The organism is Janthinobacterium sp. BJB401 (assembly GCF_013372745.1).
Taxonomy (GTDB): domain Bacteria; phylum Pseudomonadota; class Gammaproteobacteria; order Burkholderiales; family Burkholderiaceae_D; genus Janthinobacterium; species Janthinobacterium rivuli.
Map to the genome: position 1 here is coordinate 55,003 of NZ_JABXFH010000016.1, position 12,673 is coordinate 67,675.

Sequence of the window (12,673 nt, forward strand, 5' to 3'; positions counted from 1 at the left end):
CAGCAAACGCGACAAGAGGCCGCTAAAAGTGGCACACTGCGCATACCCGGGATAAAGAACCAAGCACGAGCCTGAAAAGACTCTGTAGAGCCAACATAAAGTATCTGGCGCCCAGACGCCTGGCTTGTTATCAAGAAACCACTTACATGATCAAGAAGAAGAACATCGAATTTGCCCGCGTCACCCACTTGCGCGGCCCCAACATCTGGACTTACCGCCCGGTGATTGAAGCCTGGGTCGACATCGGCGAACTGGAAGACTATCCATCCAATACCCTGCCCGGCCTGTACGAGCGCCTGGTGGCGTGGCTGCCCGGCATGATCGAGCACCGCTGCGGCGTGGGCGAACGGGGCGGCTTTTTCGAGCGCCTGCGCGAAGGCACGTGGTCGGCCCACATCCTCGAACACGTCGTATTGGAACTGCAAAACCTGGCCGGCATGCGCACGGGCTTCGGCCAGACGCGCTCGACCAGCCAGCGCGGCGTCTACAAGATGGCCTTCCGCACGCGTGAAGAGCACGTGGGCCGCGCCGCCCTGGCCGCCGCGCGCACACTGCTGATGGCCGCCATCAACGATGAAGCCTACGATCTGGAAGCGGCCCTGGCGCCCCTGCGCGACATGGTCGACTCTCGCTGCCTGGGCCCGAGCACGGCCAGCATCGTCGACGCGGCCACCGAGCGCCGCATCCCGTCCCTGCGCCTGAACGACGGCAACCTGGTGCAGCTGGGCCATGGCGCCGCGCAGCGCCGCATCTGGACGGCCGAAACGGACCGCACCAGCGCGATCGCCGAAGGCATCGCTAGCGACAAGGACCTCACCAAATTCCTGCTCAAATCGTGCGGCGTGCGCGTGCCCGAAGGCAGCCTGGTGCGCAGCGCCGAAGCGGCCTGGGAAGAAGCGCAGGACATCGGCGTGCCCGTCGTCGTCAAGCCGTATGACGGCAACCATGGCCGGGGCGTGTCGCTCAACCTGATGACGGAAGCGGACGTGAAGGCCGCCTACGAACTGGCCGCGCGCAAGGGCGACAGCTCGGCCGTGCTGGTGGAAAGCTTCATCACGGGCGACGAACACCGTCTGCTCGTGGTCGGCAACAAGCTGATCGCGGCTGCCAAGGGCGAATCGCTGTGGGTCGACGGCGACGGCGTCTCGACCGTGCTGGAACTGGTCAACGCGCAGATCAATACCGACCCGCGCCGCGGCGAAGGCGAAGATTTCCCGCTGGGTACCGTCAAGCCGCACGAATCGGGTGAAATCGTGCTGGAACTGCAGCGCCAGGGCATGACCGCCCTGTCCGTGCCGCAGGCCGGCCAGAAAGTGCTGATCCAGCCGAACGGCAACGTGGCCATCGACGTCACGGACGACGTGCACCCGTCCGTCGTGCATGCGGCCTTGCTGGCCGCGCGCGTGGTGGGCCTGGACATCGCCGGCATCGACCTGGTCACCACCGACATCACGCGTCCGCTGGAAGAGCAGCGCGGCGCCATCATCGAAGTCAATGCCAGCCCCGGCCTGCTGGCGCACATCAAGCCGGGCGTGGGCCAACCCCGCCCTGTCGGTGCGGCCATCGTCGACCACCTGTTCGCGCCCGAGGAAACGGGCCGCATTCCGCTGATCGGCGTGACGGGCACGCGCGGCGCCAGCCTGATCGTGCGCATGCTGTGCAAACTGCTCAACCTGTCGGGCCTGCACACGGGCGCCGTCTGCAGCGAAGGCATGTATCTGGACCAGCGCCGTGTCGTCAGCAGCGATTGCGTGAACTGGGACGCGGGCCAGCGCCTGCTGCTCAACCGCACCGTGCAGACGGCCCTGTTCGAGAGCAATCCGCGCATGATCCTGGCCGAAGGCCTGGCCTACGACAAGTGCCAGATCGGCGTCGTCACGGACATGGGCAGCCTCGACAGCGTCAAGGATTTCGACGTACTGGACGAAGCAGGCCTGTACAAGGCCGTGCGCAGCCAGGTCGACGTGGTGGTGCCGACGGGCGTGGCCGTGCTCAACGCGGCCAACGCGCACGTGCTGGAACTGGCCGAACTGTGCGACGGCACGGTGACCCTGTATGCGCAGGACGGCGGCTTGCCAGCCATCGCGGCGCAACTGGCCGCCGGCCAGCGCGCCGTCTTCGTGCGCGGCAACCATATCGTGCTGGCCGAAGGCGGCATCGAAACGGTCTTGCTGTGCCTGGACCTGCTGAAACCGGCCACGGCCGGCAATGTCGACAGCGTGCTGGCCGTCGCGGCCGCCGCCTGGGCCCTGAACCTGCCCGTCGATTTGATCTGCGCAGGCTTGCGCACGTTTGACGCGGCCCCTGGCTGCATCGGCAACTAATCGGCAACAGGCAAAGCAGCACTCAAGCCCGGCCAGCACGGCCGGGCCCACAAGAACACAACAGGATTACGGTTTAATTATGGAAGTATCTCGCGTACGGGCCTTGCGGGGCCCTAACCTCTGGAGCCACGACACCGCCGTGGAAGCCATTGTTTCCTGCACCACGCAGGAACTCGACATCGCCCAGCTGCCCGGCTTCGAAGCCCGCCTGCGCGCACTCTTTCCGCAACTGAGCCCGCTGCAACCGCTGGGCAATTACAACGCCGCGCCGATGGCGCAGGTGCTGGAACTGGCGGCGCTGGGCCTGCAGGCGCAAGCCGGCTGTCCCGTCACCTTCAGCCGCACCACGCCGACCCTGGAAACGGGCATCTTCCAGGTCGTCGTCGAATACTCGGAAGAAGCCGTCGGCCGCCTCGCCCTGGAACTGGCGCAGAAGCTGTGCCAGGCCGCGCTCGACGATGCGCCGTTCGACCTGGCCGGCGCCCTGCACCAGTTGCAGGAACTCGATGAAGACGTGCGCCTCGGCCCATCGACGGGCGCCATCGTCAACGCCGCCGTGGCGCGCAACATCCCGTTCCGCCGCCTGACCGAAGGCAGCCTGGTGACATTCGGCTGGGGTAGCAAGCAGCGCAAGATCCAGGCCGCCGAAATGGACGGCACCAGCGCCATTGCCGAAGCCATCGCGCAAGACAAGGAACTGACCAAGAAGTTGCTGGACTCGGCCGGCGTGCCGGTGCCGCATGGCCGCGTCGCCATCGATGCGGACGACGCCTGGGCCGCCGCCTGCGAAATCGGCCTGCCCGTCGTCGTGAAACCAAAAGATGGCAACCAGGGCAAGGGCGTCACCGTCAACGTCACCACGCGCGAACAGCTGACTGCCGGCTTCCTCGCGGCGCAGGAATTCCGCGACGATATCCTCGTCGAACGCTATCTGCCTGGCCACGATTTCCGCTTGCTCGTCATCGGCAACAAGATGGTGGCAGCGGCCCGCCGCGACCCGCCGCAAGTGGTGGGCGACGGCCAGCACACGGTGCGCGAACTGGTCGACCAGGTCAACCTCGATCCACGCCGCGGCAGCGGCCACGCCACCTCGCTGACGAAGATCCGCTTCGACGACATCGCCCTGGCCAGCCTGGCCAAGCAGGGCTATGTGGCCGAATCCGTGCCGCCCGTGGGCCAGCGCGTGATCTTGCGCAATAACGCCAACCTGTCGACGGGCGGCTCGGCCACCGACGTCACCGTCGACGTGCACCCGGAAGTGGCGGCGCGCGCCGGCGCGGCCGCGCACATGGTGGGCCTGGACATCTGCGGCGTGGACGTGGTCTCCGAAAGCATTCTGAAACCGCTGGAAGAGCAGAACGCCGGCATCGTCGAAGTGAACGCCGCGCCTGGCCTGCGCATGCATTTGGCGCCGTCGTTCGGCAAGCCGCGCCCCGTCGGTGAAGCCATCATCGCCGCCATGTTCGCCGAGGGCGACGATGGCCGTATTCCCGTCGTCGCCGTCACGGGCACCAACGGCAAGACCACCACCGTGCGCCTGATCGCCCACCTGCTTACCACCTCCGGCCTGCGCACCGGCATGACCAACACGGATGGCGTGTACATCGAAGGACGCCAGATCGACAGCGGCGACTGCAGCGGCCCGCGCAGCGCGCGCAACGTGCTGCTGCACCCGGACGTGGACGCGGCCGTGTTCGAAACGGCGCGCGGCGGCATGCTGCGCGAAGGCCTGGCCTTCGATCGCTGCCAGGTTGCCGTGGTGACGAATATCGGCGCCGGCGACCACCTGGGCCTGAACTACATCACCACCGTGGAAGACCTGGCGGTATTGAAACGCGTGATCGTGCAGAACGTGGCCGACAGCGGCGTGGCCGTCCTGAACGCCACCGACCCGGCCGTAGCCCGCATGGCCAAAAATTGCAGCGGCACGGTGACCTTCTTCGCCGCCGACAAGACGCATCCCGTGATGGCCACGCACCGCGCGCAAGGCAACCGCGTCGTATACGTGGAAGACGGCAAGCTGGTCGCGGCGCAGGGCAAGGAACGCCACGAAATCGCCCTGTCGCAGGTGCCGATCACGCGCAACGGCGCCATCGGCTTCCAGGTCGACAACGTCATGGCATCGCTGGCCGCCGCCTGGGCCGTGGGCCTGGACTGGAAAACCATCGCGCTGGGCCTGAAAACCTTCGCCAATGAAGCCGACAATGCGCCGGGCCGCTTCAACGTCTTTGACTACAAGGGCGCCACCCTGATCGCCGACTACGGCCACAATCCGGACGCCATCCTGGCGCTGGTGCAGGCCGTGGAAAGCATGCCGGCCAAGCGCCGCTCGGTGGTCATCAGCGGCGCCGGCGACCGCCGCGACGAAGACATCCGCCAGCAGACGGAAATCCTCGGCGCCGCCTTCGACGACGTGCTGCTGTACCAGGATCAATGCCAGCGCGGCCGCGCCGACGGCGAAGTGGTGGCCTTGCTGCGCCAGGGCTTGAACGGCGCCAAGCGCACCACGCATATCGATGAAATCAACGGCGAATTCGTCGCCATCGACAAGGCCCTGGCGCGCCTCGGCGGAGGCGATCTGTGCCTGATCCTGATCGACCAGGTGGAAGAAGCGCTGGCGCACATCGCCAAGCGCGTCGCCGAAGCCTGAGCGTAGTCGCATCGCACACAAGGGCGGCCTGCGGGCCGCCCTTTTTATTGGCGCCCGCCACCTCCCTGCGCGCACCCGCATGGTGCAAAAGCCCCCTTGCAAGCTTGTAAATTCAGGCATGAAAATTGCACATAAGAAAACATATAGGGGCTGACAAGAAGGTGGGGCACGCATGCTGGGCAGAATCTCGCGCATGATCGGAAAATTGACGGTGGGGCGCAAACTGGCGCTGATCTATTTGCTCGACCTGTCCGCCGTCATCTTCATTTCCGGCATTCTCATCAACGAAAAATATATCGCCATCGATTTCTCGCGCAAGGAGATGGCCGGCAATGACTACATCGCCACGATCCGCGATGCGCTGCTGCCCCTGGCGCGCGGCACGGCGCAAGCGGGCGCGCAGGCCGCAGCCGTGGAGCAGGCAGAAAGCCGCTTCGGCGCCGGCATGCGCAGCGCCGAACTGAATGCGCAATTTGCCGCCCTGCTGCGCCAGGCCGGCAGCACTACCGCCCCAGCCGACGACGGCATCGCGCCCTCGCCCGCCTTTGTCGCCGGACGCGCACTGCTCACGCGCGTGGGCAACCAGTCGAACCTGATCCTCGACCCGGACCTGGATAGTTATTACACGATGTCGCTGGTGATCCTGCGCTTTCCCGAGCTGCTGGAAGTGATCAACAGCACGCGCGCCCTGGCCCTGCAACTGGCGACGGCCGAAGGCGCGCAGCGCCAGCGCCTGCAGACCCAGTTCCTGATCCTGGAAGGGCGCATGGACGCCACCATGGGCGGCATCGGCAGCGACTATACGGAAGCGTTCGCGGCCAGCACGCCGCTGCTGCGCCAGCACCTGGAAGCCTCGCGCGCGGCCCTGCAGCAAGCCGTGGCGCGCTTCCGCGCCAGCACCCAGGCGCTGGCCGGCGCGCAAGTCCCCCCCGCCGGCACGCAGGCACTGCGGCGGCACGACGACGTGGCGCTCGCCGCCCTGCGCCTGGCATGGCGCGACACGGCGAATGAATTGCAGCGCCTGATCCAGCGGCGCGTGGACGGCTTTTTTACGCGCATGTGGCTGCACCTGGGCACGGCCGTGCTGCTGCTGGTGATGATACTGGGCCTGGTGTTTTTCGTCGCGCGCCAGATCGCCCTGCCCATCCGCCGCCTGGCCCGCGTGGCGCAGGAAGTGCGCGAAACGGGCGACCATAGCCTGCGCGCCGTCTGGGACAGCGAAGATGAAACGGGACGCCTGGTGCGCGCCTTCAATACCATGCTGCAGCAGCTCGACTTCCAGCGCATGGCGCAGCAGGAACTGGTGGCGCGCGCCAGCGCGGCCGATGCGCAGCGCCAGCTGGTCGATTCCATTCCCATTCCGCTGATGGTCACCTCGATCCCGCATCACCAGGTGCTGCACGCGAACCAGGCCGCGCACGCGTGGCAGGGCGGCCTGGAACTCGATCCATGGGTGGGCGGCATGAGTCCGCAAGCCCGTTCGCGCTTCTTCCAGCGCTTGAGCGACCTGGGCGCCGTCGATGAATTCGAGGTGTGCTGGAGCGGCGGCGGCACGCCCACGTGGGCCCTGATTTCCGCGCGCCTGATCGACTACCAGGGCCAGCGCGCCGTGCTGTCGACCTTCACGCCGATCAACAAGATGAAGCTGATGGAGTCGCGCCTGGAACTGTGGGCCAAGGTCTTCGAGGCGTCGGCCGAAAGCCTGATCGTGATGGACGCCGGCATGCGCATCATCACCGTCAACCAGGCCTTCCGCCGCCATTCGCTGTACGACATGGTGGAGCTGATCGGCAAGCGCCCCGCCTTCCTGCTCGCGCCCGACAACAGTCCCGAACAGCTCGACAGCCTGCGCCGGACCCTGGCGCGGCGCGGCTACTGGCAGGGCGAGATCCGGGTGCAGCGCAAGTCGCTGGAAAGCTATCCCGCCTGGCTGGTGATGAACGCCGTGCGCGGCCTCGATGGCGTCACCACGCATTTTATCGCCAGCTCGCTCGACATCAGCGAACGCAAGGCCAGCGAGCGGCAGATCGAGCACATGGCCCACCACGACGCGCTGACGGGACTGGCGAACCGCCACGTGTCGAAACTGCGCCTGGCCGCCGCCATCGCGCAGGCGCGCCGCAGCGGCGAAAAGGTGGGCGTGCTGTTCGTCGACCTGGACCGCTTCAAGCACGTCAATGACGCGCTGGGCCACCATGTGGGCGACGCGCTGCTGCAATCGGTCTCAAAGCGCCTGTTGCAACTGGTGCGCGAAGGCGACACCGTCAGCCGCCTGGGCGGCGATGAATTCGTCGTCATCCTCAACGGCGTCGGCGACGCCGCAGCCATCGCCGTCCTGCTCGACACGCGGCTGATACCGGCCATGCGCGAGCCGCACCAGGTGGAAGGCAACGCGCTGTATGTCTCGTGCAGCGTGGGCGTCGCCGTCTACCCGGACCACGGCGACGACATGGATACCCTGATGCGCCACGCCGATGCGGCCATGTACCAGGCCAAGAGCGGCGGGCGCGATCACGCGCGCATGTTCACGCCGCAGATGCAGGAGCAGCAGTTGCAGCAGCTGCACCTGGAAAGCGATCTGCGCCACGCCATCGAGCGGCAGGAACTGGTGCTGTACTACCAGCCGCGCATCGATGCGAAAAGCAGCCGCCTGAATGGCGTGGAAAGCCTGATCCGCTGGCAGCATCCGCAGCACGGCCTGATCGCGCCCGACAGCTTCATTCCCGCCGCCGAGGAATCGGGCCTGATCGTCTCCATCGGCGCGTGGGTCATCCGCGAAGCATGCCGCCAGCAACTGGCCTGGCGCGAGGCGGGCGCGGGCGACATCGCCGTGTCGATCAACCTGTCGGCCATCCAGCTGAAAAACGGCGGCCTGGTGGCCACCTTGCGCGAGGTGCTGCGCGAGTTTCCCGTCACGCCGGGACAGATCGAATTCGAACTGACCGAATCGATCCTGATGGACAACGTGGACGACACCATCGCCACTCTGCACGCCATCAAGGCGCTGGGTTTTGCGCTGTCGATCGACGATTTCGGCACCGGCTATTCGAGCCTGAACTACCTGTGCCGCTTCCCGCTCGACAAGCTGAAAATCGACATGAGCTTCGTGCAGGACATCCACGGTTCACCGCAGAATCTGGCGGTGACGAAAACCATCATCGGCCTGGGCCACACGCTGGGCTTGACGGTCACCGCCGAGGGCGTGGAAAGCGCGGCCGATGCCGACGTGCTGCGCCACGCCGGCTGCGATGAATTACAAGGGTATTACTTCGCCCGTCCCATGCCGCAGGCGCACTTCATGGCCTGGCTGGCGCACAGCGCCGCGCCCTGCGCCGCCTGACACTGCCTGTGGAGCGTCCGCAACGCGCACGCGCCAGTTGCGGCAACGCGCGGCGCGCCGCCAGGGCGCATGAATGCAGCAGGGATACCGGAAATGGTATTGACATCGCAAAAGAAGTCATTTGTGGGGCAAAGTCATTCCCACCTACCATGTTTCTGAGCAAGTTCCAGCTCTGGCGGCGACTGCCGCAGCGTTCTCAACATAACTAAAATACAGGTGGAGACAAGATGAAGCAATTGATGGCAACGGGCACCCGCACGTCCGCACAAAACACACGCTTGGCCTTGAAGGCGACGGTGGCCGCGCTGGCCGGCGCAGGCCTGCTGAGCAGCGCTTCCGTCTGGGCGCAACAGGCGCCCGCCGTGGACACGCCAGCGGAAGAAACGGCACCGGCAGCAGCACCAGCCGCGGCGGCAGACAATGGCGGCATCGCCGTCGTCGCCGTCACGGGCGTGCGCAGAGCCGCACAGAGCGCGCAGACGATCAAGAAAAACAACGACCAGGTGGTCGACTCCATCGTCGCCGATGAAATCGGCAAATTCCCCGACAAGAACGTGGCCGAAATCCTCGGCCGCGTGACGGGCGTGCAGATCCGCCGCGAGGGCGGCGAGGCTGGCACCGTCATCATCCGCGGCTTGCCCGGCGTGGTGACCCTGCTCAATGGCCGCGAAATGTTTACCTCCGTGGGCCGCAGCCTGTACCTGGCCGACATTCCGACGGCCATGCTGCAGCGCGTGGACGTGTACAAATCGCAGGGCGCCGACATGGTCGAAGGCGGCACGGCCGGCGTGATCGACGTGCGCACCAACCGACCGTTCGACTTCAAGGGCTTTACGGCATCGGGCAACGTGCGCGCCGAGCACCGCGACAAGTCCGGCTCGACGGACCCGAACGTCGGCGGCATGGTCTCGAACCGCTGGAAGACCCAATACGGCGAATTCGGCGCCCTGCTCGGCCTGTCCTACCAGCGCGGCAGATACTATGACGAGACGATCTGGAACGCCGAACCCGTCAAGCGCCCCGAAGCGGGCAACATCACGGGTCCCGATTCCGTCGGCATGATCCCCACCGTGGGCGACCGCAAGCGCTACGCGGCCAACGCCGCCTTCCAGTGGCGCCCGAACTCGCAGGTGGAAGTGTATGCGGAAGGCATGTCGACCCTGATCAAGCACGCGTTCGACAGCCAGTTCTTCGTCGGTTCGCTGCCCTGGGGCCAGAACCCGGACATCACCCTGATCCCCGGCACCAACCAGGCGGCCACGGTGGGCAAGATCGACGGCCCATGGTCGCCGTTCACGCTGGGCTCGACCCAGGCGCGGCGCGACCGCTCGATCGGTTCGCAAGGCGCCATCGGCGCGCGCTGGGACATTACGCCGCAGCTGCGCGCCACGACGGAACTGGCGCGCACGGTCAGCAACTTCGAGCGCGAATTCCCCATCCTCGACTTCCTCGCCCATCCGACCAGCGTGATCGGCAGCACGAACGTCAACGGCGGCGCGCAGATCAGCTACCCCGGCTACAACATGACGGACCCGAAGAACTACACCCTGCTCGGTTTCTACGACAATCACAACCACGACGAAGGCAGCTCGACCGACTGGCGCGGCGACGTTACCTACGACATGGACAGCACGGGCTTCTTCCGCGAATTCTCGGGCGGCGTGCGCCTGGCCAAGCGCAAGGCCGAATCGATCCGCGAAAAAAATGGCCAGGGCGGGCTGACGTCGATCATGACTGCGGACGCGATTCCCGGCCTGGCATGCACCTCGCACGACAACACGGGCAACTTCGGCCTGCAAAGCTGGCTCACACCGTGCCGCGACTTCATGCTCAACAACACGGCCGCGCTGCGCCAGCTGTTTACGGGCAGCAGCGAACGCAGTCCCGACGATCCGATGACCCACTTCAAGGACGTGGAAAAAACCAATGCCGTCTACGGCAAGGCGCGCATCGGCTTTGACCTGGCGCAGGTACCGGTCGATGGCACCCTGGGCGTGCGCGTGGTGCAGACCAAGCAGGACTTGCAGGGCAATTCCTCGCAAAACGGCATCATCACGCCCGTGCGCGTAAAAACCTCGGATACGGACGTGCTGCCCAGCATGACCCTGAAAGCCATGCTGCGCCAGGACCTGGTCGCCCGCCTGACGGCCGGCAAGGCCGTGCAGCGCCCGAACTTCGCCGATTTCAACCCCGGCGTGAGCCTGGGCCAGAGCCTGGAAATGGTGCGCCCGACGGGCGGCGGCGGCAACCCCGACCTGAAACCCGTGGAAGGCAAGAATCTCGACGTGGCGCTGGAATGGTATTTCGCGCAGACGGGCTCCGTCACGGCCACCGTGTTCCGCCACAACTTCAAGAATTACATCCTGTCCGGATCGGCCAAGGAAACGTATGGCGGCATCGAGTACGACATCACGCGTCCGCGCAACACCTCGAAGGGCCATCTGCAAGGCCTGGAAATGGCCTACCAGCAGTTCTACGACAAGCTGCCTGGCTGGATGAGCGGCCTGGGCCTGCAGGCGAACGCCACCTACATGACGGGCGAGCTGGAAGAATTGAATGGCAGCGCGCATCCGTTCACGGGCATGTCGAAATGGTCGGCCAACATCGTCGGCCTGTACGAACAGGGACCGTGGTCGGCGCGCCTGGCCTACAGCTGGCGCGACAAGTACGTCGACGACTACAACTACCGCGGCAAGGGCATCCACCTGACCGTGGCGCCCACGAAAACCCTGGACGCGTCGGTGTCGTACAAGCTCAATCCGAACACCACGGTGACCCTGGACGCGAACAATCTGCTCGACTCGACCTACCGCGACTATCACGACACGCCGGACTATGTGCGCGACGTGCGGCGCTATGACAAAGTTGTGGGACTCTCCGTCCGCTGGAGCTACTAGCCAGTCCCCCACCCTTTCTTCCTTGAGGGTTTTCAGCGCCAGCCGGCAACGGTTGGCGTTTTTTTGCCTTGTGGAATCTATCCGACACAGGAATTGATTTAACGCAAAGTGGCGGCGCCGGGGCGCTTTTATGCTGGCAGTCTGACCATCGAACCCGGCGGGGACAGCATGCGCGATGCACGGCACGTCGACACACAGCTATTTCAACCCGACATCCCCGTGCGGCTCGACATGCGCACGGCGGCGCTGGTCGAGCATGCGCTGGCCTTGCAGGAAATGGCCGGCACGGGTGCCGCCGCCCTGTTCCTGCATTGCCACGACGTGCCGCTGTCCACCGCCCTGCGCGTGCTGACGACGGGACCGCGCCGCCAGCCGGCCGGGCCGCACCTGTTTGCCCGCCTGCGTCCGCGCACGGCCGCCCTGGCGCAAGGCGCGCCGCTACCGGCGCGCTGACGAATCCTGTACCATCGCCGCAACCTATTCAATGAGGCACGGCGATGCAGGCAGCGACACCCCACGATTCCTATGCGGCACTGATGGACCTGATCAAGGCGCGCCATGCGGCACTGAGCCCGCAATTCCAGGCCGGCGCCCGCTACCTGGCCGACCATCCGGACGAAGTGGCCGTCTCGTCGATGCGCAGCATCGCCGCGCGCGCGCAGGTGCAATCAGCCGCCCTCGTGCGCCTGGCGCAGCAGCTGGGCTTTGCCGGCTGGCCGGAACTCAAAGCCATCTTCGTCGAACGCCTGCGCGCCGGGCCGGCCGGGTATGCTGAAAAAGCCAACGCGCTGGCTGGCAAGGAAGGCAATCTGGTCACCGAAGTGTTCACGGTGCAGCAGCGCAACCTGGCCGCCACGGAAAGCGCCAACCACGCCGCTCTGGACGCGGCCGCCAGCCTGCTGCAGGCGGCCCCCCGCGTGCAAGTGGCAGGCTTTCGCGCCGCCCACCCGATCGCCTACACCCTGCACTATCTGTACCGCTTGCTGCGCCCCAGCGTGCAACTGCTGAGCGGCCAGGGCGGCACGCTGGAGATGGACTTGCGCGCCCTGCAGGCGAACGAAGCCGTCGTCGTCATCAGCTTCGCGCCGTATTCCAGCGAAGCGCTGCTGGTGGCGCAGGCGGCGCGCCAGGCCGGCTGCCAGGTGGTCGCCATCAGCGACAGCGCCATGTCGCCGCTGGCCCTTCAAGCTGACGCCAGCATCGTCATCGCCGTCGACAGCCCGTCGTTCTTCCCTTCCATCGTGGCCGGCGTCGCGGCCGTGGAAAGCCTGGTCGAATTGCTGGTAGCGCGCGCGGGGCCGGACGCCGTACACGCCATCGGTGCGGCGGAAAGCCAGCTGCGGACGCTGGGCGCCTATGTAAAAACATCAAATGATGCAAATTAAAAACAAATACATCAAACGTTGCATTGCGGCGCAGCGCCTCCTATAATCGGCCATCTACCTTGCCGATAAGAAAGCGA

The 12,673-nt window shown here is 65.9% G+C and carries 6 protein-coding genes; all 6 read left to right on the plus strand.

Annotated elements, in window-relative coordinates:
- Positions 1 to 146: 146 nt before the first annotated feature.
- Positions 147 to 2,324 (plus strand): cyanophycin synthetase, encoded by a 2,178-nt coding sequence (cphA, locus tag HWE17_RS12885; RefSeq protein ID WP_176389003.1) that lies wholly within the window; start codon positions 147 to 149, stop codon positions 2,322 to 2,324.
- 79 nt (positions 2,325 to 2,403) lie between these two features.
- On the plus strand, positions 2,404 to 4,974 hold the full coding sequence (gene cphA / locus HWE17_RS12890; protein ID WP_176389004.1) for a cyanophycin synthetase: 2,571 nt from the start codon (positions 2,404 to 2,406) through the stop codon (positions 4,972 to 4,974).
- Between the two features lie 172 nt (positions 4,975 to 5,146).
- A complete protein-coding gene (locus tag HWE17_RS12895; protein ID WP_176389005.1) occupies positions 5,147 to 8,314 on the plus strand; it encodes an EAL domain-containing protein in 3,168 nt (1,055 codons plus the stop codon).
- Positions 8,315 to 8,541: 227 nt separating this feature from the next.
- Positions 8,542 to 11,211 (plus strand): TonB-dependent receptor, encoded by a 2,670-nt coding sequence (locus HWE17_RS12900; protein ID WP_255206229.1) that lies wholly within the window; start codon positions 8,542 to 8,544, stop codon positions 11,209 to 11,211.
- A gap of 168 nt (positions 11,212 to 11,379) precedes the next feature.
- A complete protein-coding gene (locus tag HWE17_RS12905) occupies positions 11,380 to 11,664 on the plus strand; it encodes a hypothetical protein (RefSeq protein WP_176389006.1) in 285 nt (94 codons plus the stop codon).
- A 44-nt stretch (positions 11,665 to 11,708) separates the two neighbouring features.
- A complete protein-coding gene (locus tag HWE17_RS12910; protein ID WP_176389007.1) occupies positions 11,709 to 12,596 on the plus strand; it encodes a MurR/RpiR family transcriptional regulator in 888 nt (295 codons plus the stop codon).
- Positions 12,597 to 12,673 lie beyond the last annotated feature (77 nt).

What these genes read in the sequence shown, in the direction of transcription:
- cphA (WP_176389003.1), top strand. Translation starts at nt 147, where the DNA reads ATGATCAAGAAGAAGAACATCGAATTTGCCCGCGTCACCCACTTGCGC.
- cphA (WP_176389004.1), top strand. Translation starts at nt 2,404, where the DNA reads ATGGAAGTATCTCGCGTACGGGCCTTGCGGGGCCCTAACCTCTGGAGC.
- HWE17_RS12895 (WP_176389005.1), top strand. Translation starts at nt 5,147, where the DNA reads ATGCTGGGCAGAATCTCGCGCATGATCGGAAAATTGACGGTGGGGCGC.
- HWE17_RS12900 (WP_255206229.1), top strand. Translation starts at nt 8,542, where the DNA reads ATGAAGCAATTGATGGCAACGGGCACCCGCACGTCCGCACAAAACACA.
- HWE17_RS12905 (WP_176389006.1), top strand. Translation starts at nt 11,380, where the DNA reads ATGCGCGATGCACGGCACGTCGACACACAGCTATTTCAACCCGACATC.
- HWE17_RS12910 (WP_176389007.1), top strand. Translation starts at nt 11,709, where the DNA reads ATGCAGGCAGCGACACCCCACGATTCCTATGCGGCACTGATGGACCTG.